The following is a 23,469-nucleotide window of genomic DNA, read 5'->3' as shown; positions in this document are numbered from 1 at the left end:
AGCGGCCTCGTGCCGCGCAACTCCCGCGCCCCGCCGGTGCCTTCCACCCTTGGATGGGTCATGTCCGACACTGTGCTGTCCGCCCGCACCGCCCTCGTCACCGGTGCCTCCTCCGGGATCGGTTGGGAGACCGCCCGGCTGCTCGCCGGGCACGGTGCGACCGTGCTCGTGCACGCCCGGACCGCCGCCGAGGCGGCGGACGCCGTCGAGCGGCTGGTCGCCGCGGGCGCCCGGCGGAACCAACTCGTCGAACTGGCGGCCGACTTCACCCACCTCGCCGAGGTCGCGGCGCTGGCGGGCACGGTCGTGAAGCACTACCCGGCGCTGGACCTGCTGGTGAACAACGCCGCCGCGATGGCGCCCGAGCGCTGCACCCTGACCGGCGACGGCAACGAGGTCTCGCTCCAGGTCAACTTCCTGGCCGCGCACCTGCTGGCGAGGCTGCTGCGCGCCCCGCTCTCGGCGGCCGGCGACGCCCGGATCGTCAACGTCTCCTCCTCGCTGCACCGCACCGCCTCGATGAACTGGTCGGACCCGCACCGGACGAAGAGGTACTCGCGGGTCGCCGCGTACGCGCAGTCGCAGCTGGCGCTCACCATGGCGACCGCCGGGATGGCCCCGGCCGGCTCCGGCATCACCGCCGTCAGCCTCGACCCGGGCCAGTGCGCCACCGCGCTGCTGCCGCTGTACGGGCGCACCGGCGCGCCGGCGGCGGAGGGGGCGGCGGCCGTGGTGCGGCTCTGCCTGCCGGGGACGGTCGTGGCCAACGGCGCCTACTTCGACGGCGATGCGGTCGCGCCCGTGGCGCCGGCCGTCCAGGAGGAGCGCTCGCTGAAGCGCCTGGCCAAGCTCGCCGACCAGCTGGCCGGCCGGGCCGCCTGAACCGCCGGCACCCCACGGACCGGGAGGAGGGGCACGATGTCCAAGCGCGCCCGCGAGAAGAGGGCCCGGCGGAGGAAGAGGGCCAACCACGGCCGGAAGAGCGGGCGTTGACCCGATGGACCCACCCGGTGCCGCGTGCGACCGGCACCGGGTGCACCCATTGAGGCCCCCGGGGCTCGGGCGCTCCCGGAAGGTGATCGGCGTGCGGACCTGTGACGGGTCCGGCGAACAGCAGCGGACGATCACCGGCCGAGGCGCCGCCAATGCTTTGTCAAGACCGAGCCGCTGACAGGGCTGCGGCCGTCCCCGGCCGCAGCTGCGGAGAACCCTCAGGCTCCGTGCCCCCGGGCGGACGCGATGGCCGCCCGTACCGTTTCCAGCAGGGCTTCCAGGCCCTGCGCCCGCTGCCATTCCTCGGCCGACAGGTGCCAGGTGTGCTGCGTCGCCGGGGCCTCGGGCGAACCGGCGACGACCTCGACGGTCCGCCTCCCCTTCCGGTCGGGGCCCGTGACCCGCAGGTCCGTGTTCCGGATGTGGAACCGCTTCGGACAGCTCCCGAAGACCTCCAGGATCCGGCCGTCGAACGTGTAGAACTCTCTGCCTGCCCTGGCCGTGATCTCGTCGGTCATGGGGCGACGCTACAGGCGGGACCCGCGGCTGTCAGGCCCCCCGTCCGGCGGCAGTTCCGTCACCGCTCCGGCCGCGGGGCGTGTCACGTGATCCAGGTACCGCCGCTCCGGCACCGGATCTTCGTGACTGTCCGTGACCATCGCGGCTCGGCAAGATCTACCTCACCGAACGGAACGCCGGCAGGAAGGCGGACCGGACAGGTGGCGGCGGCGACGCCCCCCTGGCCGCCCGCACCCGTACCGCGTTGTGCCGGTCCGCCTGACGCTTCCTCCGAACTCGTCCGAAAGCAGCCCATCATGAGCGCCGTTAGCGCCCGCCTGAAGAAGTCCGCCACCGCCACCGCCCTGGCCGTCAGCCTCCTCGCCGGGGCCGGTACGGCTCTGGTCGCGGCCCCGACCCCGGCCGCCGCGGCCGACTGCGCCGGCAAGGACGGCGTCGGGGGCGGCAACTGCACCAGCGCCCTGATCGGCGCCGTCGCCGACACCGTCAAGTTCGTCCTCGGTGCGGCCAACCAGGCGAAGATGGAGAACGCCCAGTTCACCCAGGCCCTGGTCTCCAAGCTGAGCAGTGCCGCGCCCGGCTACAACGTCCTCGTCTTCAAGTACGACGGGACGGACGCCTTCGACACCAAGTGGTTCAAGAACGACTACTCGGCGAACATGCGGGGGGTGATGTTCGAGGACGACGTCAAGCTGGAGCACCACGACAAGGAGGGCGGGCCGCAGGGCTACGACGACTTCAAGGTCTGGGTCTTCGCGGGCGAGTCGACCTTCGTCAACTACGGTGACGGCGGCTTCATGAACTGGGCCTTCATCGGCCATGACTCGGACACCAGCGGCCGTGGGGGCCGGATCATCCACTTCCCGGCCCGGGTGGTGCCGGGGTCCTCCAGCGGCTCCACCCCTCCGCCCGGAACCCCCTCGACGCCCCAGGTGCCGATCGGAGGCCAGATCATCACCGTCCCCGCGATCCCCATCAGCAGCCCGGAGACCCCCGGCATCCCCGCGCACGAGACCGGCGACACCGGGAGCAGCATCCCCGGCGGCCACATCCGGATGGGCTTCGGTGTCGCCGACTCGGGCGCCGCCCAGTTGGGCGGCACGCTGCACCCGAGCGTCAGGAACGGCAGGGCGCCCGCCGCCAACGGTTCCGCGAGCGGTACCCCGGTCACCGCCGCCACCAGCACCGCCGCCAAGTCCACCGGCTGGGTCTTCACCCAGGACGCCGGCGGGCTCTACAAGATCACCAACGCCGTCACCGGCCTGGCCCTCACCGAGAACACCAAGAGCTACCTGGCCGAGGCGCGCCCCTGGACGGGCTCCGCCGCCCAGAAGTGGGAGGTCTTCGCGTTCGGCGACGGCGAGTACCAGATCCGCGTCAGCACCGACGACTGCCTCACCTACGACGAGGACAACAAGGCCCTCGGGGTCTGGACCTGCACCAACGACTGGAACCAGCGCTGGACGATCAAGCCCTGACCGTCCCTCGCCCGACCCCGCCCCCTCGCCCGACCCCGCCCCCTCGCCCGACCCCGCCCCCTCGCCCGAGCCCGCCCCTGCCTCCGCCCCTGCCTCCGCCCCTGACTCCGCCCCCGCCGGGACCCGCCGGCGGGGGCGGGCCCGTGTCCGGCCCGACGTCGCGCACGCGCCCCGGGGCCGCGTCACGAGACGGGGAGGCCGTGGCCGTGGGTGAAGGCGAACAGCGCCAACTGCATGCGGGTGGTGGCGCCGGTCTTGCTGCGGATCCGTCGGAGGTAGGTGTCGACGGTGTGCGGGCTGAGCTGGAGGCGGCGCGCGATGGTGTCGTAGGTGGCTCCTCGGGCCAGCAGCTCCAGCACCTCCACCTCCCGGCGGCTCAGGGCGGGGGCGGCGGTGGCGGGTCGGGACATCGGGGCACTCTCCTGGCTGAGGGGACGTCGGACGGGAGCGGCAGTCACGGCGACCGCTCAGTAGATGGGCTGGCAGCCGGGGGTCGTGCACGCGCCGCCCCACGAGGTGTCGTCCGCGTGAACGTTGCGGGCCGCCGTCGCGTGGTCCTGCGGAACGGCGAGCGCGGCGGGGGCGCTGATCCCGAGAAGTGCCGCGAGCAGTACGGCGGCGGTGATGAAACGCTTCATGGAGTCCTCCTGGAGGGAACCTCGATGGTCCGCCGAGCGGGTCCCGGCCTGTGATCTAGCATGTCGCCGAGATGATCACGCGCCTACGGGCCGACCACCTCACCAAGCTGGGTGGCAGCAAAGTGACTGGGGGATGTACATGGACATTTCCGGTGAACCGGACGATCGGGCGGGCGGAACGGAACCCGATCAGGTCGACGTGGCGGTCTACTCCTGGGTACTGGAACACCACCGGCTCGAACCCGAGGCCATCGCCGCAGACTTGGGACTGGACCCGGACCGGGCAGCCGCCTCGGTACGCCGGCTGAGCGCCCTGCGCCTGGTGTACCCGGATCCGCAGGACCCGGCGGCGGGCTACGCCGTCGCACCGGAGGCCGCGATGGCCCGGCTCGCCGCCCCCGCCGAGGCCCGGATCCGCCGCGAGCAGGAGGAGCTGGCCAGGGGACAGGCCCGACTCGTCGGCTTCTTCCCCCACTACCAGCGCGGCGGACGGGCGGCCGGCGCCGGTGAGGGGGTCGAGGTCATCAGCAGCCTTCAGGAGGTACGGGCGGCACTCGACCGGGCCTCGGACAGCTGCCGGAGCGAGGTGCTGGCCAGCCAGCCCGGCGGCGGAAGCCGCGTGCCGGCGGCCATGGAGGAAGCCCTCGGCCGTGACCGTGCGCTGCTCGCCCGCGGGGTGCGGATGCGCACGCTCTACCACCACACCGCACGCTTCAACGGCCCCAGCCAGGCGTACGTGGAAGCGGCCTCGCCGCTCGGCGGCGAGTACCGCACCGTCCACGAGCTGTTCGGCCGCATCATCGTCTTCGACCGCGAACTCGCCTTCATCCCCGCGAGCGACGGCTCCTGGGGCGCGGTGGCGGTCCGTCAGGAGTCACTGGTCGCCTACCTGTGCGAGATCTTCGAACAGTCCTGGTCGTGTGCCAGGCCGTTCTCCGCCGCCACCGCGGACGGTCTGGAGCAGGTCTCCCAGGAGATCGACCGGACCATCCTGCGGCTGCTCGCCGCCGGGCTCAAGGACGAGACGATCGCCCGCCGCCTCGGGATGTCCCTGCGCACCGCGCGGCGTCACATCGCCGACATCATGGGTCAGTTGGACGCCGAGAGTCGGTTCCAGGCGGGTGTGGCCGCCGCCCGTACCGGGCTGCTGGGCGAGTAGCGGCACCCCGGGAGACAGGGGTACGGGGGCGGCCGGGTCACGCGGGCGGCAGGGTCACGCGAGCCCGGGACCGGAGGCCCGGGACCGGGTTCGCGTGACTGTCCCGGCGCCACCACCGGAATCCATGATGGAGCCCGGCGAAGGGAAGCCTCCCGTCGCGAGGCTCCGGAACGGGGGACGACGGTGCAGTGGGGGCAGGACGATCAGGAGAACGAACCGGTCGACGAGAGCGGCTACCTCCGGGAACTCGCCGCGTTCCTCTCGGCCCGGTCCGGTGGAGGACCGGCCGTCCTGTGGACGGACTACGAGCCCCCCGTCACCGGCGACCCGTCCACGGCGGAGGCCGCGGCAGCCCTCGCCACCGGGCTGAGCACACTGCTGGGCGTCACCGTCCGGATCCTCCCTCAGGACCCCGCGGACCCGCACGCGGCGCAGATGCGACAGGCCGGTTCGGAGGAGCTCCTGGTACTCCAGCTGTCCTCCGTCACCGACATCCTGGTCGGTGCGCCGTCCGCCTCGACGGATACGATCCCCGGTCCGATCGGCTCCACCGGCTCCACCGCCTCGACCGACGCGCACCGGGTGCCGCTGGCGGTCCGACTGCGGGGCGGCCAGGCGCTCTTCGTCCCGCGCCGTTCGACCTGCACGCTGCTGCCCGAGCCGGGCTCACGGCATGCGGTGCTTCAGATCCCGACACCGCGGACCGGGCCGCGGGCCCGTCCCGGGAGAGGCCCCGGGCCCGGCGTCGGCCGGTAGCCACCGGGGTGGTCCCGTTGCGGCTCCGGTCCGGAGCCGCACCGGCCCGGCGACGGACTACCGGTTGCCCAGGGGGCCCGGGTAGAGGTACTCCTCGGCCGGGAGCGTGGTCCCGTGGGCCCAGGCGTCGAAGAAGCCCTTGAGGTCCTTGCCCGACACCCGCGCGGCCAGCGCCTCGAACTGCGGGAACGAGGCGTTGCCGTAGGCGTGGTCGGCGGTCCAGCGGCGCAGGGTGGCGAAGAACGCGTCGTCGCCGACGGTGCGCCGCAGGGCGTGCAGCATCAGGGAGCCCTTGAAGTACAGGGCGGGGGCGAGCTCCTTGCCCTTCCCGGGGTCGTACAGCTTCGTGGACCAGAACGAGGGGTTGTCCTTGTTCTCGGCGACCACGTGGGGGTAGAAGCCCTTGTCGAGGTCGGCGCCGTTGTGCTCCTCCCACAGCTGGTTGGCGTACTGGGCGAAGCACTCGGCGATGCAGCCGTCGCGCCAGTCGGTGAACGAGACGCTGTTGCCGAACCACTGGTGGGCGCTCTCGTGGACCACCCCTTCGTCGTAGAGGGCCCCGATGTACGTCGGCCGGCTCTGGGTCTCCAGAGCCGCCGCACCGCGTCCGGGATTCTCGGACTCGCCGACCACGATCGCGCCCGCCGAGGAGAACGGGTACGGGCCGAACTTCGAGGCCAGGAAGGCCAGGACGTCCGGTTGCGCGGCCTCCGTGGCCGCGTCGATCGGGACGTCCGGGCTGTACGCCGTGATGACGGGCTTGCCGTCGGGCAACTGCGTCCGGTGGACGGTGAACCGGTCGACGGCGACCGTGGCGAGGTACGTCGCCATCGGCCGGTCCTCCCGCCAGCGGAACGTCGTCGTGCCGTTGGCGGTGGTGGTCGGCCCCGGCAGGCCGTTGCCGATGGCGGTCCAGCCGTCGGGGACGGTCGCCGTGAGGGCGAAGGTCGCCTTGTCGGACGGGTGGTCGTTCGACGGGTACCACGAGGTCGCGGAGTGCGGTTCGCCCGACACGTTCGCGCCGCCGTTCCTCAGGGTGTGCCAGCCCTCGGCGTCGGGCGTGCCGGCGTACGTCACCCGGACGGCGAACGTGGCGCCCCGGGCGACCCGCTGGGCCGGGACGACGACCAGCTTGTGCTCGCCGGAGCGCGAGAAGGACCGCGCCGGCGTGCCGTTCACGGTGACCGAGGCGACCGTGAAGCCCTTCAGGTCCAGGCTGAAGCGGTCCAGCGCCCGGACGGCCCGGGCGGTGACGGTCGTGTCGCCGTCCAGGTGGTCCGTGCGTGCCGGGTCGTAGGCGATCCGGACGTCGTAGTGCCCCACGTCGTAGCCGGAGTCGCCGTCGTCGGGGAAGTACGGGTCCCCGAGGCCCGCCGCGGAGGCGGGCAGGGCTGTCAGGGCGACGCCGAGGGCGGTCGCGGTCGCCAGCGCGGCGGCGGTCCGGCGGCGGGTGGTCGGTGTTGCGGGCATCCGTGTCTCCTGCGGGGTGTCGGGTGGTCAGGGCCGGGCGGTGGCAGGGGTGGTGGCGGCGAGCTGCCACACCACGCCGATCAGGGCGTTGGTGCTGGTGGTCTGCGTCGCCGGGTCGACGTTGGCGAGGTTGTCGCAGGCATCGTGGATGCAGTCGGAGATGCCGGTGCTGAAGCCGGAGGACGGGATGCCGGCCTTGCCGAACGACTCGTTGTCCGACCCGCCCACGCCGATGTCGAAGGTGGCGAGCCCCCGGGCGGCGAACCACGACTCGAAGACCTGCCCGGCCGCGCTGTCGGCCTGCTGACCGTCCTTCACCACGAGCCACTGCTGGGTGTTCCGGCTGCCGGTCTGGTCGAAGTTGAGGTACAGGTCGACCGCCTTGCGGTCGGCGTCGGACAGGCCACGGACGTAGTCGGCGGAACCGACCAGCCCGGCCTCCTCGGCCCCCCACCAGGCGAACCGCAGGTGCCGGGCGGGCTTCAACCGGGCCTTGGCCACCTGGAGGGCGGTGGTCAGCACCGTGGCCGACCCGGACCCGTTGTCGTTGATCCCCGGGCCCTGCTTGACGCTGTCCAGGTGGGCGCCGGAGAGCAGCACGTGGTTCGGGTCGCCGCCGGGCCAGTCGGCGATCAGGTTGTAGCCGGTCGCGCCGTCGTGCGAGAAGCGGCGCACTTCGGTGCGGAAACCGGCCCGGTCCAGCGCGTGGCGCACGTACGCCAGTGACTCCGCGTACCCGCGGGTGCCGTGCGCGCGGTTGCCGCCGTTGCGATCGGCGATCTGCTGCAGGGCCCGCAGGTGCGGCATCACGTCCTCCTCCGCGACGGTCGGCGCGGTGGCGGGCGCGGTGGCGGGACCGGAGGGGACCTCGGTGGCCGCCGTGGCGGCGGAGGGGACCGCGGACAGGACCAGGGCCACGCCGAGGACGCCGGCGGCGAGGGACAGCGGACGGGAGGACGGCTTCGGGGACGGCTTCACGAGGGGCCTCTCGGGAGGGGACCGGGGCACTCGGCCCCGGCGGACCCCGCCACACTCTCCGCCCGGTGTCAGGAAGTTGTCAGGAAGCAGTCGGAAAGCGGTGGTGACATGGGCGGACACGGTCGGGAAACGGTGACCGGACGGCGCTTTACGATCATCCGTATGTGCGCACATGTGGTGGTTGCCGAGGACGATCCCAAACAGGCCGACCTCATCCGCTTGTACCTGGAACGCGAAGGCCACCGCGTCGACGTCGTCCACGACGGCCGGGCCGCCCTGGAGCGGGCCCGCCTCGGATCGGTGCAACTCCTCGTCCTCGACGTGATGATGCCGGTCCTGGACGGCCTGGACGTGTGCCGAACCCTGCGCGCCGAGTCCCCCCTGCCGGTGCTGATGCTGACCGCCCGCACCGCCGAGGAGGACCTCCTGCTCGGACTCGACCTCGGCGCCGACGACTACCTCACCAAGCCCTACAGCCCCCGGGAACTGGTCGCCCGGGTCCGCGCCCTGCTGCGCCGCGGCTCCCGGCCGGCCCCGGCCCGGGACACCCACGGCGGCCGGGACGCCCAGGACGCCTCCGGGCCGCAGGCCGTCCTGCGGGTCGGACCGCTCACCGTCGACCCGCTGCGCCACGAGGTCACCGCCCACGGCCGTCGGATCGGCTGCACACCCGCCGAGTTCCGGCTGCTGGAGGTGCTGGCCGGCCAGCCGGGCCGGGTCTTCACCCGCGCCCAGCTGCTGGAACACCTGCACGGCATCGACCGCTACATCACCACCCGCACCGTCGACACCCACGTGATGAACCTGCGCCGCAAGATCGAACCGGATGCGCGCCGCCCCGTCGCCCTCCTGACGGTGTACGGCATCGGCTACAAGCTCGCGGAGGAGCCGCCCGGTGCGTCCTGACACCCCGCTGCGCCGCAGCCTGACGGTCCGGCTGCTCGCGCTCTCCGCCCTGGTCTCCCTCTGCTCCATCGCCGCGACCGCCTGGCTGGCCGCCCGCACGACCACCGGCGCGATCGAGCGGGAGCAGACCCGGGTCCTCGTGGACCACACCCGGATCTACGACGAACTGCTCGGCTACGCCGCGACCCACGCCGACTGGAGCGGGGCGCAGGAGACCGTTCGGCGGCTCGCGGACGCCACCGGGCGCCGCATCGTCCTGGCGACGCCGCGCTTCGAACCGGTCGTGGACTCGGCGGCCGGGGCGGGTGCGGCTCCTGCGCCCGAGAGCGGTCCCGCGTCGACGGCCGGTGAGCGGACGGCCCTGCCCCGTACGCCCACCGCCACCGTGGACCCGCTCGCCGTCGACATCGCCATGCTGCCCGGCGCACCGAGCGACCGGATCGACGCCCGCGCGGCGGGACCGTTCCGGCCGACCGCCGCCGAGCACGCGACCCTGCGGGCCGCCCTGCTGCGGCAGGCGGACTGCCTGCGGTCGGCGCTCGGCATCGAGGCGACCGTCACCGACGACCTCGCCGGGCGGCCGCGGCTGCGGACCACCGACGACCGCGCCGACGGTGTGCGCTGCGCGTCCCCCGTGGTGATGGCGGCCCCGACCGACACCGAGCGCGCCGCCCTCACCGACCTCACCGCGCTGGTCAACGCCTGCCTGGCCCGCCGGCAGGCCGGTCCCGTCACCCTGTCCCTGGGGCCGGACGGGATCCCGGCAGGGCCGGCGCCGCAGGACCGGGCGATGTCCGCCTGCCTGACCAACGCCCGCCGGCAGCAGCTCGTCCAGTACGTGGCACCGCCCGTGCTGCTGTTCGTCGACACCCCGGTGACCGCCCCGAAGGGCACCGGCGCCGGAGCCGGGGGCGAGGCCCCCACGGCGGTCTCCGCGTCGATCCCCGCCCACCCCGGACGGGTCGCCGAGGTCGCGGCCCTGGTGCTGTCGGTGACCGTGGCGGTCACGGTGACGGTCGGCCTGCGGCTCTCCCGGCCGCTGCACGCCCTCACCCACGCCGCCCGGCGGATGGCCGACGGGGACCTCTCGGCCCGGGTCGACGTGACCGGCCGCGACGAGATCGCCGGACTCGCCGCCGCCTTCAACGCGATGGCGGAACGGCGCGGGCAGCTGGAGGACCTGCGCAAGGCGATGGTGGGCGACATCGCGCACGAGCTGCGCACCCCGCTGAGCAACATCCGCGGCTGGCTGGAGGCCGTCGAGGACGGCGTCGCCACCGCGGACCGGGCGCTGACGGGCTCGCTGCTCGAAGAGGCCCTGCTGCTCCAGCACCTCATCGACGACCTGAAGGACCTGGCCGCCGCCGACGCGGGCGAACTGGCCCTGTACCGCGAACCCGTGGACGTCGAGGACCTGTTGGCGCAGGTCGCCACCGCGCACGGAGCCCGGGCCCGGGCGTCCGGAGTGGCCCTGGCGCTGGCCGTCGAGCCTTCCCGGGACGCGTCGTCCGGGAGCGCGCCGGACGGGACCGCGTCGTCCCGGAACATGTCGTCCGGGACCGCGCCGGACGGCTCGGCGGCCGGCGCCGAGCTGTTCGCCGACCCGGTGCGCCTGCGCCAGGCCCTCGGCAACCTGGTCGCCAACGCGGTCCGGCACACCCCGGCGGGCGGCACGGTCACCCTGCGGGCCCGCACCGACGCCGACGCCGTCCTCATCGAGGTCGCCGACACCGGCAGCGGCATCGCCGAGGCGGACCTGCCGCTGGTGTTCGAGCGCTTCTGGCGGGCGGAGAAGTCCCGCAGCCGTCGGACCGGCGGCAGCGGTCTCGGCCTCGCCATCGTCCGCAAGCTCGCCGAGGTCCACGACGGCAGCGTCCGGGTGGCCAGTACCCCCGGCAGGGGCTCGGTGTTCACCGTGCGCCTGCCGCTGGCCCCGACAGCGGCGTCGGGGCCGACGGGCCGGGGCCGGAAGGAGCCGGGGGTGACGGCCTCGCCGCGCCCGGGGGTGTCGAGCCGCTCGTAGCCGCCCCGGCTGCCCCGCCGCCGCCCGCCGCCCGCGGGGTCAGACGACGGTGAGCAGCGTGCCCTCGTACGCGAGCCACTGGGCGAAGGCGTGCAGTCCCTTGGCATGTCCGGTCGCCGGTGTCCAGCCGGGTGGGCGGGGGCCGTCCGGGAACGCCGGCCGGGGGGTGGGGGCTCCGGGCGCCGGTGGGTCGGTCCGGACCGGCACCGGGCGGACGGCGCTGTGCACGGCGTGCGCCAACTCGCCGAGCGTGGCGGGCTTTTCGCCAGCGACGGTCAGGGCGCGGGCGGTGGGCCGGGTGCGCAGTACGGCCAGCACGGCGTCGGCCAGGTCGTCCGTGTAGACGGGGTGCACCTCGGTGTCGGGGCCCTCCTGGACGACCACCGGCCGGCTGCGCAGGGCGTCCCACACCATGCGGCCGATGAGGGTGTCCCGGGAGCAGCCGGGGCCGTACACCTCGTCCACGGCCAGGGTGTACGGCCGGGGGTCGTCGGGCAGGTGGATCCTCAGTTCCCGGGCCGGGGCTCCCGCGCGCAGGCCGGTCAGGTCGAGGACGGCGTCGGGCGCCGCGTCGCCGGTGAGGTCGGCCAGTCTGCGTGCGAGGTGCTCGCCGAGCGGTGTGGCGCCGCCGCGCAGGGTGAGGCCGGCGGGCTGCCGGGGCCGGCGGCGGGCCGGGCGGTCGGCGGCCTCGTGTCCGGCGGCCAGTGCGCGTCGTGCCACGGCGGCCAGGGCCTCGCGGCGTTCGGCGAGGTGTTCCTCGGTGCTGGTGTTGCTGATGCCGCCGGGCCCGATCGTCGCGATCGCCTCGGCGTACACCTCGGCCCGTACCGCGGGCGCGGAGCCGTCGACGTCCAGGCCGAGGCGGGCGGCCTCGTGGCCCATGGCGAGGGCCGTGAGCCAGGTCCCGCGGACGTCCGGCGCGTCCGGCTCCGGCCCGGGCGGCGCGAACATCGTGCGGGGCAGGCCGAGGCCGTGCAGGTACTGCTCGCAGTCCAGGTGCAGCCAGCGTTCGGGGCCCGGCCCGGTGACCCGCACCGCGCAGCGGGCGACGCCGTACTTGAGGAACGGCAGGACCGTCAGGCCGGTCAGCCGGTTCCCCTCGTCGCCGGGCCGGTCGCCGGGCAGGAAGCAGACCGAACGGCGCGGCCCCCGGAAGGCGTTGCCCGAGATCGAGCCGCGGTCCTGGTGCTCGGCGAGGTTGGGGACGGAGACGTAGCGGGGGACGCCGGCGTCCCGGAGGTAGCGGTGCATCAGGATGTCGTCGGGCCAGCCGCCGAGGCGCTCGCGGCCGTAGCGGACGAAGCCCTCGGCGACGGCCCGGGGGAGCACGATCGCGACGCACGGGAAGTACTCGTTGACCGCGCCGATCCAGCGGGCGCCGGCCATGGCGCCGAAGCGGGCCGCGGCCCCGTTGCGGGAGTCCCACAGGGCGAACAGGGCCAGTGCCGCGTCCGGCATCGCGTCGACGGCGAGGCGGACCCGTTCGAAGAACGTTTCGGACAACAGCATGTCGTCCTGGACGACCAGTTGGTGGGTTGCGCCGTCCTCGACGGCCTCCCAGGCGGCGAGTGCCGTGCGCAGCACCGAGGGGGTGCCGGTGGGGTCCGGGTCCATGACGACGCGCAGCGCGCCCGGGGGCGCCGCCAGGGCCATCCGCTCGGCGGCCCGCCGGCGCTTCGGGTGGGTCATGACCACCCCGCTGAGCTGATGGAGCGTCATCTCATTTCCCTGTCTCTGTTGGGGCGTAAGGGACTTGGTGGATCCACTGGAGCGATCGGATACTGCGGGTGCCACCGGTTCCGGACAGTACGGATCGCGCCGAGGGCTGGCAAGAGTGCCGAATTCGCACTGGCGGAGCGGTTGGAGATCCACGGATGCTGGGCTGGCACGCCACCTTCCGTGTGAAGCCTGTGGCTGTGTGTGAGTGCGCATCGAGTTCGCCGTCTCCACGGAAAGGGACACACATGTCCGCTGGATCGCACGCGCCATCGAACGAAGCCGGAGCCGACGGGGGCGAGAGCGTCGAGGCCCGGCTGGAGAAACTGCGCGACGCCCGCGTCGTCGTGACGGGGGGTGGGGGCCTGGTGGGCAGCCGGCTCAGCGCCCTGCTGTGCCGGGCCGGTGCCGAGGTGGCCGTCCTGGACCGGATGGACGCCTACCCCGAGTCCGGGCACGCGGTCTTCGGGGTGGAGGGGAGCGGGGCCCGGCTGGTCGTCGGCGACGTGTGCGACCGCGACACGGTCGCCGGGCTGGTCCGGGAGGCCGACTTCGTGGTCCACGCCGCCGCCTACGCGGACGTGGCCGCCTGCACCCGGAATCCCGGCATCGCCTTCCGGGCCAATGTGCAGGGCACCCAGGTCGTCCTGGAGGAGGCGGCCCGGGCACGGGTCCGCCGCCTGGTGCTGGTCTCGTCCGCGTCCGTGTACGGCGACGGCCCCGCCGACTCGCCCGGCCCGCACGTGTTCCACGAGGACCAGCCGCTGTTCCCGCTGTCGGTGTACGCGAACGGCAAGCTGTGGGCGGAGCACCAGACCCGGCTGCTGCTCGGGGCGTCGTCGGGGTGCGAGCACGCGATCGTCCGGTACTTCTCGGTGTACGGGGAGCCGCAGATCCCCAAGCCGGGCAGCCACTCCTGGATGGTCCCGTGGCTGTCCCTGCAGGCCCGGCTCGGCCGTCCCATGCGCCTGAACGGGGGCGGCGTCCAGGTGCGCGACCTGGTCCACGTCGAGGACGTGGCCGAGGCGACGGCGCTGGCGCTCGTGGAGGAGGGGATGGCGGGCCGGACGGTGAACGTGGGGACGGGCCGCCCGACGTCCGTCCGGGAGGTCGCGGACCTGCTCACCCCCTACTTCCCGGGGGCGCGCCGGATCGTCACCCCGCGTCCCGAGGGCGATCCGCTCGGGGGCTACGCCTCCACGGAGCGGTGCCGGGAGCTGCTGCGCTGGCGGGCCCGGATCGACGTGGCGCAGGGCGTGGACCGGTACGTGCGGTGGCTGGAGTCGACACCCGAGGCGGTGCCGCGCTGGCTGGTGGAGGAGAACGCGTGACAGTCTGTGGCCCCGTGGACGTCCGCCGTGGGGCGGGCCGCGAAGGAGGCGGTGCGGGCATGGGTTACGTCGGGTCGTACACCTGGTCACTGCGTCAGAAGGTGGGCGGCAGAAAGCTGTTGATGCCGGGGGCCCAGGTCCTGCTGCTCGACGCGGCCGGCCGGGGGCTGTTCCAGCAGCGGGTCGACAACGGCGTGTGGGAGCTGCCGGCGGGCGCCTGCGAGGAGGACGGGGGCTTCGCCGACGCGGCCGTCCGGGAGGTGGCGGAGGAGACCGGGCTGCGGGTGGAGAAGGAGGACCTGGTCGCGTTCGGGTCGCTGTCCGATCCGGCCGTGCACACCCTGACCTATCCGAACGGGGACGTCACCCACTGCTTCGCGCTGTGCTTCGTGGCCCGGCGCTGGTCGGGGGAGCTCGCCCCGGGGGCGGACGAGGTGCGCCGGGCGGAGTTCCGGCGCCTCGACGATCCGCCGGGGCCGCTGCACCCGCCCACGGCGGTGGTGCTGTCGATGTACCGGGCGTTCGTCGCCGAGGGGAGGTTCCAGGCCGGATGAGCGAGGAGCACCGGATCAGCGAAGAGCGCCGGACGAGCGAAGAGCATCCGATCCGCGCCGCGGTGCCGTGCCGGGCGTGCCTGTCGGGGGAGGACCTGGACTGGCTGGGGGCGGGCCGATCGGTCAGCCTCGCCCTCGACCTGCCGACCACGGTCGAGGTGCTGCCGGGGGCGACGGCCGGCGCGGAGACCGCCGGAGACTGGCCGGCCGAGGTGTGGACCTTCCTGCGCGCCCGGCTCCCCGGGCTGGCCCCCGCCCCGCCGCCGGTGCGCGTCCGCAGCGAGGCGCCCCCCGCGAGCGGGCTGTCCTCGTCCACCGCGCTGATCGTGGCGCTGTTCCGGGCCTTCGCCGAGGCCGGGGCGCCGGCCGGCGAGCGGGTGCCGGAGCGCTCGATCGTCCAGTGGGCGTACGAGTTCGAGTTCGCCCGGTTCAACGGCGGCGGCATGGACCACCTCGCCGTGGCCGAGGGCGGCGCGCTGCTGATCGACGGCCGGGAGCGCGGGCTGCCGGTCGTCAGGGAGCGGCTGGAGTTCCCGGACGACTGGCGGGTGGTCGTGGTGGATTCGGGCACCCGGAAGAACACCGGCGACCACATCCGTACGGTGCGGGCGCAGCTCGCGGCCGGCGATCCCGCGCTCGCGGCGTACCGGTCCGAGGCCGACCGGGCCTCGGCCGCCGCGTGGGCGGCGCTGCGCGGGCGCGACCACGAGGCGCTGGGGGAGGCGATGGCCCGGGCGCACGCGGCGATGCGCGACTTCCAGGGCATGTCGACCCCGCTCCTGGAGGAACTGCGCACGGTGGCGCTGCGCGCCGTCGGCCTGCCGCTGAAGCTCAGCGGGGCCGGCGGCGGCGGCTCGCTGGTCGGGGTGTGCCGCGCGGGCGACGCGCCCGCGGTGGTGGCGGGCCTGGCCGGCGCGCTGCGCGGCCGGTACCCCGGGGCGCGGGTGATCCCCGCCCGGGCGGCGGCGGGGAGCCGCGGTGCCCGGGCGGGGGATCGGGTCGGCGTCAGCGCGGTGTGACGGTCACGGCGACGGTCACAGGAACGGGTCGTAGTCCTCCTGGAGGGGGACTGCGCCCGTTCCCTCCGCGATCTGCTCCAGTTCCAGGTTGGAGCGGTGCCGCGCGCAGTGGAAGCGGCAGTCCCGGCTCGGGTCGATGATGCCGCGGTCGGAGCCCTGCCAGATGTCGGCCAGGCTGTCGGTGACGGCGTCGCCGATCCTGGCCATCGGGTTGCCGCGGTGGTAGGCGCAGACGTACACGCCGGACGGGGTGATCAGGGTGCGCAGTTCGGCGACCCGGCAGCGGTGGTACTCCTTGGGCTGGACGGGGCCGGTGTGGCGGCGCAGGGAGGTGAGCGTGGAGGAGTTGACGAGCTGGAAGGTGTCGCTCTCCAGCCGGGCCGCCTCGGCGAGCTGGCGGTCGACCGCGTCGAGGATGTCCTGGGACACCTGGATGACGTGGTGCTCCTCGTCGAACATCGCCTTGGTCTCGAAGTAGTCGCAGCCGATGTCGTGGGCGAGTTCGGCGGCGCGCAGCACCTCGGTGTGGTTGCTGACGGTCCGGCCGTCCGGCTCCCGGCGGGTCATGACGAGGAAGGAGTAGCCGAGGGCGCCGTTCTTCGCCTCGGCGAGCAGCCGCATGTTCGCGACGACCTTGTCGAAGACGCTGCGGCCCTTGCGGTCGGGGCGGAAGAGGCCGTACGTCCCGGCGGTGCCGGCGTCCATGGAGACGCGGACCCAGGTGGCGTAGCGGGCGAGTTCGGTGAGGTTCTTGTCGATCATGGTGCCGTTGGTGACGACCCCGACGGCCAGGCCCGCCTCACCGAGGATGCGCAGGACCTTGCGGGTGCCCCGGTGGGCGAGCGGCTCGCCGCCCCCGATCAGCACCACGCCCCGGACGGACAGGGCGACCAGCTCCTCGGCGAGCGCCGCCAGCCGTTCGGGGGTGAAGCGGCCCTGGTTGAGGAGCTTTCCGCTGATGCACTCGGGGCAGGCCAGGTCGCAGAAGGTCGTCGGATCGAGGTCCACGACGAGTGGCGCGCCGGAGGCGGCTCCCGAGGCGGCCTCCAGGACACGGGGCCAGCCGGACGGCTGGTACAGCTTGGACACGAGATCGAGGCGGTCGTGCGTCACGGAATCCTCCTGTGGACGTGAACGGGGTGCCGCCGGGAGAGCGGGGCCTGCTGCGCTCGTGGTCAGCCCTTGACCGCGCCGGCCGCGAGGCCGGAGGCGATCCTGCGCTGGACGACGAGGAAGAAGACCACGACGGGCAGGGCGGTGAGCGTGGCGCCCGCCATGAGACCGCCGTAGTCGGTCCCGAAGCTGGTCTGGAAGGAGACCAGCCAGATGCTGACGGTCTGCTTCTTCGGACTCGACAGCAGGACGTAGACGAGGACGTACTCGTTCCACGCCTGGACGAGGGCGAAGACGGAGGTGGCGACGATGCCGGGGGCGAGTAGTGGCAGCACCACCCGGCGGAAGGCGCCGAGGCGGCCGCAGCCGTCGACCATGGCCGCCTCCTCCAGTTCCACCGGGACGCCGGCGATGAAGCCGCGCAGCATCCACACCGTGAAGGGCAGCGTGAACACCAGGTAGGTGAGGATCACGCCGGCGAGGCTGTCGGTCATCCCGACGTCGTTCAGCAGCAGGTACACCGGGATGATCAGGGCCGTCAGCGGGACCATCTGGACGATCAGGATCACCACGACGAAGGCCCTGCGGCCGACGAAGCGGAACCGGGCGAGGGCGAAGGCGGCGAGGGCGCCGACGACCAGCGACACCAGGACGGTGCCGAGGCCGATGACCACGCTGGAGCGGACGTTGGCCCAGAAGGTCTCGGTGCCCAGCGCCCGGGCGAAGTTGTCGAGCGTGAACCGGCCCGGCCAGAACTCCGGCGGCAGGCGCAGGATCTCGGTGGCCGGCCGGAACGCCGTGAGCACCATCCAGTAGACGGGGAAGCCGATCACCGCGGCGACGAGCAGCCCGAGGAGGTCGCGGCCCAGGGACCGCCGCCGCCTCATTCGACCTCTCCCGTCCGGAACATCTGACGCAGGTACACGACCGAACCGGCGAGCAGCAGCACGACGGTCACCAGCGCGATCGCGGCCCCGGTGCTGTACCGGTTGACGGCGAAGGACTCGATGAAGGAGTAGACGCCCAACAGGTAGTACTCCCGTTCGGGCTGGCCGCCGCGCATCAGCCAGATCTGGTTGAAGACGCCGAAGTCCCAGATGGCCGACAGCGTGGTGACCATGACGAGGACCGGTCTGATCACCGGCAGGGTCACGTGCCGGAAGACCTGGAACGGCCGGGCCCCGTCGAGCACCGCGGACTCCTCCAACTCGGGCGGGACCTGGGCCAGCGCGGCCCGCAGGGTGATCGCGGCGAACGGCAGCGAGCCCCACACCACGACGGCGACGATGACGGAGAACCCCTGCCAGGGGTCGGTGAACCAGTTGTGGCGGGCCAGGTCGACCCCGGGCAGGTTCGAGAGCAGCCAGTTCACCACGCCGTAGTCGGCGTCGAAGAGCCAGCGGAAGATCGACGCGGCGACCATGACGGGCATCGCCCACACGGTCACCAGCACCCCGGCGATGACGGCGCGCACCCACGGGGAGACCCGGTGCATCAGCTGGGCCGTGAACAGCCCGCAGAGCACGGTGAGGACGACGCACACCGCGGTGAAGAGCACCGTACGGGCCACCACCGTCCAGAAGAACCCGTCACCGAGGATCCGGCGGAACTGGTCCAGCCCGGCCCACGGCGGCGACGTGCCGCTGAACAGCTGCTCGCGGGTCATGTCCTGGAAGGAGAGGACGACCATGTCCACGAGCGGGTAGCCGAGCACCAGGACGAGCGCGAGGACGGTCGGGCCGATCAGGAGGTACGGCAGCAGCGGACGCCGCCGCCGGCCCCGGTCAGCGCTCATTGACCACTTCGTCGATCCGCTGGTCCGCCTCCCGCGCGGCGTCCTGCACCGACGCCTTGCCGTTGGCGATCCGTTCGAGCATCTCGGGCAGGACGTTGGACTTCTCCACCGACGTCCAGCCCGGCGCGAACGGGGTCATCCAGCCCCCGGTGGCCGCGGCCTGGGCGGCCGGGCCGTTGATGCCGCCGCCGGCGACCTCGGCCAGCTGGACGGTGTTGTTGGGCAGGGTGTTCGCGGCGATCAGCGTCTTCTGCGACTCCCGGTCGGTGAACAGCTTGATCCAGTCGGCGGCCAGGTCCTTGCGCGTCGACTTGGCCGGCACGGCCAGGGTGGAGCCGCCGAGGAACGGCGGCAGGAGCTTCCCGGACGGGCCGGGGAAGGGGAAGGTGGCGAACTTGTCCTTCAGCTTCGGATCCCCGCCGGAGCGTTCGTCGGCGGCGGCGTCGGCCTCCCAGGTGTTGCCGTAGAAGACGCCCACGTGGCCCTGGCCGACGACGGCCGGCTGGTCGCCGTTGTCCTTGGCACGGTCGCCCACGTAGTAGGCGTCGATCAGCCGCTTCCACTCGGTGAGCCCGGCGACGGACTTCGGCGAGGACAGCGAGGCCTTCCAGCGGTCGCCGTCCTTCACCGCGATCTCGCCGCCCGCGTCCTTCACGAAGGCCATCGCCGCGTACCAGTAGCGGCCGGGCATGTAGAAGGCGGAGAAGTTCGGGTCCTGGGCGCCGACGGTGCTCTTCAACTTGTCGAACGCGGACAGGAGTTCGGGGTACGTCCCCGGGGCGCCCGGCACACCCGCCCGGGCGAAGTAGTCGGTGCGGTAGACACCGACCCGGGCCCCGACGTAGTAGGGCACGCAGTACGTCTTCCCGTTGTTGCGGCAGGCGTCGGCGAGCGCCGGCAGCCAGGCGTCCGACTGGTCGAAGCGGGCCGGTTCGAGGGGGGCGAAGGCACCGTTGACGATGTAGTTGGTGGTCTCGCTGTTGCCCATCTCCACCACGTCGGGCACGTTCTTCCCGGCGAGGACGGCGTCCAGTTTCTGGTTCTTCGTCGTCCACTGCTGGTACTGGACGTCGACCTGGATCCCGGGGTGGTCCTTGGCGAAACGGTCGTTGGTGGACTGGACCAATTGTGGCCAACTCTCCTGGGCGTCCACGGCCAGCCAGACCGTCAGCTTGCCGCCGGCTCCGGAGCCGCCGCCCGATCCGGAACCGCACCCGGCCACGGCCAGGGCCAGGAGCAATGTGAGAACCAAGGGGCGAGAGGGCACGCGAATGGCCATGGGGTCTCCAAGTTCGCTATGGGGGTGGTCTTCTGACTACCCGTCCGATCACCCCGCGGCGCGGAGGCGCGGACATTCGGCCGGAAGATGACGTTCGGTGTCCCACAGAGGGCGCAGCGCCTTGACTCCTCCCGGGTGGTCCCCGCAGGTTGGGCCTCTGCGTCACCCACGCGACCCCCATCGAAGGGCTTGTACGTGACCGAGCAGACGACGACCGCGCCCGATGCGACCCCCGACACCACCGAACGGCCGGTGCGGGTCAACGCCTGGAACGGCTGGGACCCCCTGCGTCATGTGATCGTCGGGCGCGCCGAGGGCACCGTGGTCCAGGCCCCCGAGCACGCGGTCCGCCGGGACTACCCCGACGACGGCTTCCCCCTGGGAACCCACGGCCCGATGCCCGCCGACATGGTCGCCGAGGCCGAGCAGCAGCTCGACGACTTCGCCGCACTGCTGCGCCGCCGCGGCATCCGCGTCGACCGCCCCACCCCCGTCGACTTCACCCAGCAGGTCGGCACCCCCGACTGGACCCAGGACTCCATGTTCGGCTGCATGCCGCCCCGGGACCTGCTGCTGACCGTCGGCAACGAGGTCCTGGAAGCGACCATGTCCTACCGCAGCCGCTGGCACGAGTACCTGTGCTACCGGCCCGTGCTGCAGGGCCTGTTCGAGGCCGACGAGCGCATGCGCTGGGAGGCCGCCCCGAAGCCGCGGCTCACCGACGCCTCGTACCACACCGGGTTCTGGGACACCTACAACGACCTGTCCACCGAGGAACAGCTGGCCCGGGTCCGCGACTACGACCTGGTGCTGACCGAGGCCGAGCCGCTGTTCGACGCCGCCGACGTCGCCCGGTTCGGCAAGGACCTGTTCGTCCAGCTGTCCTTCGTCACCAACCGCAGCGGCTACCAGTGGCTCAAGCGCCACTTCCCCGACCACCGGGTGCACGCCGTGACCTCCACCAACACCCACCCGCTGCACATCGACGCCACCTGGGTGCCGCTGCGCCCCGGCCTGGTGCTGCACTGCGGCGAGCGGCTCGCGGACGCCGAGTTGATGGAGTTCTTCCGGCTCAACGACTGGGAGATCGTCGAGGCGGTGCAGCCCGCGAGCTGGGACCACCCGCCGAAGCTGTCGTTCTGCAGCCCGTGGCTCGCCGGGAACATGCTGAACCTCGACGAGAACACCCTGTGCATCGAGGAGAACGAGGTCCGGCTGGCGGAGCAACTCTCCTCGTACGGCTTCGAGATCGTCCCGGTGCCGTTCCGGGCGGTCGGGCCGTTCGGCGGCGGGCTGCACTGCGCGACCGTCGACATCGAGCGGGACGGCGAACTCCAGGACTACTTCCCGCGCCGGTACGGCCGGTACTGAGGCAGGGCGGGTGCCGAACGTGCTGCCGCCGCAGGTCCGTGCCGTCGTCTTCGACTTCTACGGGACGCTGGTGCGGATGGTCGAGCCGCTGCCGCCCGACCACCGCGGGATCTTCGAACGCCGGGGCCTCGCCGCCCAGGGCGCCCGCTGGGGCGACCAGTGGGCGGTGGGCCCCGGCGAGGGCGAGCAGCACGTGGCCCACTCGGTCGGTGAAACCGCCTACCACCGCTGGGAGTTGGACCGGCTGCTGCGCAGGGCCCGGGCCTGCGGGGTGCCGGAGCGCGAACTCGACGACCTGGTCGAGGAGATCGACCGGGCCATGAAGGCCGTCACGCTGGAGCTCTTCGAGGACGCCCGCCCCGTCCTCGGGGAGCTCCGCGACCGGGGCCTGCTGGTGGGCATCTGCTCCAACTGGTTCTGGAACCTGGAGGACTGCGTCGAGGAGGTCGGCCTCGGCGCGGTGGTCGACGTGGTCGTCGGCTCCGCCCGGGCGGGGGCGCGCAAGCCGCACCCGCTGATCTACCGGGCGCTGCTGGAGCGGTGCGGGCTGCGGGCCGGGGAGGTGCTGTTCGTCGGGGACATGTGGGCGCCCGACGTCCTCGGACCGCTCGCCGCCGGGATGCGGCCCGTCCACCTGTGCCGGCCGGACCCGGCGGTGCGCGGAGCCGAACCGCCCCTGCCGGCCGGGGCGGCCCGGATCCGCGGACTGCGGGACCTGCTCAGGGGCGCGCCGCGCGGTGCCGCAGCCGGTCCAGGAGGTTGCGGGTGACCCGCACGACGCCGGCGTCCTGCTCCCTCCCGCAGACCACCGGCCAGTCGGTGGTGCCCGCGGTGAACACGGTGCCGCCGGCGGTGTGCACGCCCATGGTCGCGGCCCGGGGGCCGGAGAGGCCCGGCTCCCGGACCGGGCCGTTCCAGTGGCCCCACTTGAAGTGGTGGAAGTCCTCGTGGACCGGATCGAGGACGTGGATCCCGAGGATGAGGAAGGAGGCGGGAGTGCCGTCCTCGCCGGTCGCCCGGGCCACACCCCGGGCGTCCCAGGCGTAGGCGGCGCCGTCGCACTCGTACCCGATCAGCGCGGTGCCCGCGCCGAGCCGGTCGGGCTCGCCGCCGTCGGACCCGTCGCGCAGCCCGGTGCCGGCGAACAGCCAGTGGTCGGCGTGCTGGACGGTGTACCCCTCGCGCGGACGGTCCCCGGGCCATTCGGTGCTCGGCCACATGCCGCCGTTGCGGAAACTCACCCCGGTGAGGGAGTTCTCGGGGCGGCCCGCGCCGTGGGGCGGCGCCGGCCACCACTGGTCGGTCGCCGGCAGGTGCGGATACTCGTCCCCCACGTGGTGATCGGTGTCGGAGACGAAGGCGGTGTTCCCGTCGGTCGGATGAATGCGCCACCAGCACGTGTTGGCGCTGAGGAAGGCGATGTTCCCGCCGTCGTGGACGAATCGCTCGGCGTGGGCGCGCATCGCCTCGCTCCAGTATTCGTCATGGCCGACGCTCAGCAGCAGATCGTACGAGGAGAGAAGTTCCGGGTCCTCGTGGAGGTCGAGATCCGTGCAGAATTCGACCGGGTAGTCGTTGCGCTCCAGCCAGCCGATGAACGGGGCGTCCCAGTAGGCGAGGTCGATGACTCCGCCGGGCCGGTGCAGGCTCACCTTGTGCCCGCGGGGAGCGGCGTCCGCCAGGTACACGGGGTGGTCGTAGAGGCTGACGGCGCGTTCCTCGCCCGGCCGGTCGGAGCGGTTGTAGGCGTGCCGGGTGAAGGTCGACTTCTTGTAGAGGATGCGGGACCGGCTGCCGGCCCGCTGGGGCCGCACCACGAAGAACTCGCGGGCGGGGCCCTCGATGCTGCCCGCGTCCAGCGGCGGCAGGCCCTCGCCGCCCTCCTCGACGAACTCGACCAGGTACATCCCCGGAGTCCAGTGCGTGGGCACCGGCAGGTCGAGCGGCGGCCAGCCCCAGCCGTGGGCGGGCGAGGCCCGGCCGGGCACGCCGTCGGGGTGCGGGGGCGGCAGGTGGAGCGAACCGGGGTACCAGCCGGTCTCCGCCACCAGGTCCAGGTCCGCGCCCAGCCGGTAGAACCTCAGCCGGAACCGGGCGGCGTCGGTGGAGACGTGAACCGTCAGCCCTCCCCCCGAGTCTCCCCCCGAGGTGACGCTTTCCCGCCCGACATATCCCTCTATCATTCCGCCTCCCCAGCAGAACGACCGGCCCTCGAATGGGTATTCCGGCCGATTCGGCAAGCCATCGTAGGGGGTGCAGGAATTCCGGGCAACGGGTCCGTGAACCGGTCAATTCGGAGCCGCCTTTCGGACAGCGGGCCGGGCCGGCCGCGTTCTTCCGGCCGAACGGGGTAGGGCGAAATCCAGCCGCA

22 protein-coding genes are annotated in these 23,469 nt (G+C 73.1%); 11 read left to right on the top strand and 11 right to left on the bottom strand.

Features of this window, described 5'->3' with window-relative positions; translation table 11 throughout:
- Window positions 1-60: 60 nt before the first annotated feature.
- On the top strand, window positions 61-882 hold the full coding sequence (locus ACFVHV_RS18260) for an SDR family NAD(P)-dependent oxidoreductase (protein WP_380352059.1): 822 nt from the start codon (window positions 61-63) through the stop codon (window positions 880-882).
- 329 nt (window positions 883-1,211) lie between these two features.
- Here ACFVHV_RS18260 and ACFVHV_RS18255 read toward each other — a convergent pair whose 3' ends face one another.
- Window positions 1,212-1,511, bottom strand: a complete 300-nt coding sequence (locus ACFVHV_RS18255; RefSeq protein WP_359904599.1) for a hypothetical protein — start codon at window positions 1,509-1,511, stop codon at window positions 1,212-1,214.
- Window positions 1,512-1,808: 297 nt separating this feature from the next.
- Between ACFVHV_RS18255 and ACFVHV_RS18250 the strand changes: the two genes are divergently transcribed.
- Window positions 1,809-2,990, top strand: a complete 1,182-nt coding sequence (locus ACFVHV_RS18250) for an RICIN domain-containing protein (protein ID WP_380352057.1) — start codon at window positions 1,809-1,811, stop codon at window positions 2,988-2,990.
- Window positions 2,991-3,172: 182 nt separating this feature from the next.
- On the opposite strand, the gene ACFVHV_RS18245 is transcribed toward ACFVHV_RS18250, so the two are convergent.
- Both ACFVHV_RS18245 and ACFVHV_RS18240 read right to left on the bottom strand, forming a co-directional pair.
- On the bottom strand, window positions 3,173-3,400 hold the full coding sequence (locus tag ACFVHV_RS18245) for a helix-turn-helix transcriptional regulator (RefSeq protein WP_359904605.1): 228 nt from the start codon (window positions 3,398-3,400) through the stop codon (window positions 3,173-3,175).
- A gap of 57 nt (window positions 3,401-3,457) precedes the next feature.
- Window positions 3,458-3,628 carry a hypothetical protein gene (locus ACFVHV_RS18240; RefSeq protein ID WP_359904608.1) on the bottom strand — a complete coding sequence of 57 codons (171 nt, stop codon included), beginning with the start codon at window positions 3,626-3,628 and terminating at the stop codon, window positions 3,458-3,460.
- Window positions 3,629-3,767: 139 nt separating this feature from the next.
- Here ACFVHV_RS18240 and ACFVHV_RS18235 point away from each other — a divergent pair, with 139 nt between their 5' ends.
- Entirely contained in the window at window positions 3,768-4,787 is a 1,020-nt protein-coding gene (locus ACFVHV_RS18235; RefSeq protein WP_359904611.1) for a helix-turn-helix transcriptional regulator, read from the top strand.
- A gap of 183 nt (window positions 4,788-4,970) precedes the next feature.
- Window positions 4,971-5,543: a hypothetical protein gene (locus ACFVHV_RS18230; protein WP_380352054.1), complete on the top strand. Its 573-nt coding sequence runs from the start codon at window positions 4,971-4,973 to the stop codon at window positions 5,541-5,543.
- Window positions 5,544-5,600: 57 nt separating this feature from the next.
- Here the strand turns inward: ACFVHV_RS18230 and ACFVHV_RS18225 are convergent, their stop codons facing one another.
- Together ACFVHV_RS18225 and ACFVHV_RS18220 are read right to left on the bottom strand one after the other, a co-directional pair.
- Window positions 5,601-7,013 carry a M1 family metallopeptidase gene (locus ACFVHV_RS18225; protein ID WP_380352053.1) on the bottom strand — a complete coding sequence of 471 codons (1,413 nt, stop codon included), beginning with the start codon at window positions 7,011-7,013 and terminating at the stop codon, window positions 5,601-5,603.
- 27 nt (window positions 7,014-7,040) lie between these two features.
- Window positions 7,041-7,991 (bottom strand): M28 family peptidase, encoded by a 951-nt coding sequence (locus ACFVHV_RS18220; RefSeq protein ID WP_380352051.1) that lies wholly within the window; start codon window positions 7,989-7,991, stop codon window positions 7,041-7,043.
- Between the two features lie 162 nt (window positions 7,992-8,153).
- Between ACFVHV_RS18220 and ACFVHV_RS18215 the strand changes: the two genes are divergently transcribed.
- Complete coding sequence (locus ACFVHV_RS18215; protein ID WP_359904622.1) at window positions 8,154-8,897, top strand: response regulator transcription factor; 744 nt, start codon at window positions 8,154-8,156, stop codon at window positions 8,895-8,897.
- The gene (locus ACFVHV_RS18210) at window positions 8,887-10,920 is read left to right on the top strand and encodes a sensor histidine kinase (RefSeq protein WP_380352049.1); all 2,034 of its coding nucleotides are present in this window, start codon (window positions 8,887-8,889) and stop codon (window positions 10,918-10,920) included. Before ACFVHV_RS18215 ends, ACFVHV_RS18210 begins: the two co-directional genes overlap by 11 nt.
- 39 nt (window positions 10,921-10,959) lie before the next feature.
- Here the strand turns inward: ACFVHV_RS18210 and ACFVHV_RS18205 are convergent, their stop codons facing one another.
- Entirely contained in the window at window positions 10,960-12,639 is a 1,680-nt protein-coding gene (locus tag ACFVHV_RS18205) for a hypothetical protein (RefSeq protein WP_380352047.1), read from the bottom strand.
- 245 nt (window positions 12,640-12,884) lie between these two features.
- On the opposite strand from ACFVHV_RS18205, the gene ACFVHV_RS18200 reads away from it, so the two are divergent.
- From ACFVHV_RS18200 to ACFVHV_RS18190, 3 genes are read left to right on the top strand one after another with little or no spacing between them, the layout of a single operon-like run.
- Entirely contained in the window at window positions 12,885-13,967 is a 1,083-nt protein-coding gene (locus tag ACFVHV_RS18200; RefSeq protein ID WP_359904631.1) for an NAD-dependent epimerase/dehydratase family protein, read from the top strand.
- Between the two features lie 59 nt (window positions 13,968-14,026).
- Window positions 14,027-14,521 (top strand): NUDIX domain-containing protein, encoded by a 495-nt coding sequence (locus ACFVHV_RS18195; RefSeq protein WP_359904633.1) that lies wholly within the window; start codon window positions 14,027-14,029, stop codon window positions 14,519-14,521.
- Window positions 14,518-15,540 carry a galactokinase gene (locus ACFVHV_RS18190; RefSeq protein ID WP_380352045.1) on the top strand — a complete coding sequence of 341 codons (1,023 nt, stop codon included), beginning with the start codon at window positions 14,518-14,520 and terminating at the stop codon, window positions 15,538-15,540. The genes ACFVHV_RS18195 and ACFVHV_RS18190 overlap by 4 nt, the downstream gene beginning before the upstream one ends.
- A 15-nt stretch (window positions 15,541-15,555) precedes the next feature.
- Here ACFVHV_RS18190 and ACFVHV_RS18185 read toward each other — a convergent pair whose 3' ends face one another.
- The 4 genes from ACFVHV_RS18185 to ACFVHV_RS18170 form a co-directional block, all read right to left on the bottom strand.
- Window positions 15,556-16,653: a radical SAM protein gene (locus ACFVHV_RS18185; RefSeq protein ID WP_380352043.1), complete on the bottom strand. Its 1,098-nt coding sequence runs from the start codon at window positions 16,651-16,653 to the stop codon at window positions 15,556-15,558.
- A gap of 62 nt (window positions 16,654-16,715) precedes the next feature.
- On the bottom strand, window positions 16,716-17,540 hold the full coding sequence (locus ACFVHV_RS18180) for a carbohydrate ABC transporter permease (RefSeq protein WP_380352041.1): 825 nt from the start codon (window positions 17,538-17,540) through the stop codon (window positions 16,716-16,718).
- Window positions 17,537-18,448 (bottom strand): sugar ABC transporter permease, encoded by a 912-nt coding sequence (locus tag ACFVHV_RS18175; protein ID WP_359904643.1) that lies wholly within the window; start codon window positions 18,446-18,448, stop codon window positions 17,537-17,539. The genes ACFVHV_RS18180 and ACFVHV_RS18175 overlap by 4 nt, the downstream gene beginning before the upstream one ends.
- Entirely contained in the window at window positions 18,438-19,700 is a 1,263-nt protein-coding gene (locus ACFVHV_RS18170; protein WP_380352039.1) for an extracellular solute-binding protein, read from the bottom strand. The genes ACFVHV_RS18175 and ACFVHV_RS18170 overlap by 11 nt, the downstream gene beginning before the upstream one ends.
- A 222-nt stretch (window positions 19,701-19,922) precedes the next feature.
- Between ACFVHV_RS18170 and ACFVHV_RS18165 the strand changes: the two genes are divergently transcribed.
- Both ACFVHV_RS18165 and ACFVHV_RS18160 read left to right on the top strand, forming a co-directional pair.
- The gene (locus ACFVHV_RS18165) at window positions 19,923-21,098 is read left to right on the top strand and encodes a serine/threonine protein kinase (protein ID WP_359904648.1); all 1,176 of its coding nucleotides are present in this window, start codon (window positions 19,923-19,925) and stop codon (window positions 21,096-21,098) included.
- 10 nt (window positions 21,099-21,108) lie between these two features.
- The gene (locus ACFVHV_RS18160; RefSeq protein WP_359904650.1) at window positions 21,109-21,867 is read left to right on the top strand and encodes an HAD family hydrolase; all 759 of its coding nucleotides are present in this window, start codon (window positions 21,109-21,111) and stop codon (window positions 21,865-21,867) included.
- Here the strand turns inward: ACFVHV_RS18160 and ACFVHV_RS18155 are convergent.
- Window positions 21,818-23,281 (bottom strand): N,N-dimethylformamidase beta subunit family domain-containing protein, encoded by a 1,464-nt coding sequence (locus ACFVHV_RS18155; RefSeq protein ID WP_380352037.1) that lies wholly within the window; start codon window positions 23,279-23,281, stop codon window positions 21,818-21,820. The two genes, ACFVHV_RS18160 and ACFVHV_RS18155, sit on opposite strands and share 50 nt — an antisense overlap.
- Window positions 23,282-23,469: the final 188 nt, after the last annotated feature.

The organism is Kitasatospora sp. NPDC127116 (assembly GCF_042677365.1).
Taxonomy (GTDB): Bacteria; Actinomycetota; Actinomycetes; order Streptomycetales; family Streptomycetaceae; genus Kitasatospora; species Kitasatospora lactacystinica.
This window is presented reverse-complemented; position numbering and strand designations above follow the sequence as displayed.

Coding starts and splice junctions, on each gene's coding strand:
- ACFVHV_RS18195 (WP_359904633.1), top strand. CDS start 14,027: ATGGGTTACGTCGGGTCGTACACCTGGTCACTGCGTCAGAAGGTGGGC.
- ACFVHV_RS18260 (WP_380352059.1), top strand. CDS start 61: ATGTCCGACACTGTGCTGTCCGCCCGCACCGCCCTCGTCACCGGTGCC.
- ACFVHV_RS18215 (WP_359904622.1), top strand. CDS start 8,154: ATGTGCGCACATGTGGTGGTTGCCGAGGACGATCCCAAACAGGCCGAC.
- ACFVHV_RS18235 (WP_359904611.1), top strand. CDS start 3,768: ATGGACATTTCCGGTGAACCGGACGATCGGGCGGGCGGAACGGAACCC.
- ACFVHV_RS18240 (WP_359904608.1), bottom strand. CDS start 3,628: ATGAAGCGTTTCATCACCGCCGCCGTACTGCTCGCGGCACTTCTCGGG.
- ACFVHV_RS18180 (WP_380352041.1), bottom strand. CDS start 17,540: ATGAGGCGGCGGCGGTCCCTGGGCCGCGACCTCCTCGGGCTGCTCGTC.
- ACFVHV_RS18245 (WP_359904605.1), bottom strand. CDS start 3,400: ATGTCCCGACCCGCCACCGCCGCCCCCGCCCTGAGCCGCCGGGAGGTG.
- ACFVHV_RS18175 (WP_359904643.1), bottom strand. CDS start 18,448: ATGAGCGCTGACCGGGGCCGGCGGCGGCGTCCGCTGCTGCCGTACCTC.
- ACFVHV_RS18250 (WP_380352057.1), top strand. CDS start 1,809: ATGAGCGCCGTTAGCGCCCGCCTGAAGAAGTCCGCCACCGCCACCGCC.
- ACFVHV_RS18255 (WP_359904599.1), bottom strand. CDS start 1,511: ATGACCGACGAGATCACGGCCAGGGCAGGCAGAGAGTTCTACACGTTC.
- ACFVHV_RS18155 (WP_380352037.1), bottom strand. CDS start 23,281: ATGATAGAGGGATATGTCGGGCGGGAAAGCGTCACCTCGGGGGGAGAC.
- ACFVHV_RS18200 (WP_359904631.1), top strand. CDS start 12,885: ATGTCCGCTGGATCGCACGCGCCATCGAACGAAGCCGGAGCCGACGGG.
- ACFVHV_RS18225 (WP_380352053.1), bottom strand. CDS start 7,013: ATGCCCGCAACACCGACCACCCGCCGCCGGACCGCCGCCGCGCTGGCG.
- ACFVHV_RS18205 (WP_380352047.1), bottom strand. CDS start 12,639: ATGACGCTCCATCAGCTCAGCGGGGTGGTCATGACCCACCCGAAGCGC.
- ACFVHV_RS18190 (WP_380352045.1), top strand. CDS start 14,518: ATGAGCGAGGAGCACCGGATCAGCGAAGAGCGCCGGACGAGCGAAGAG.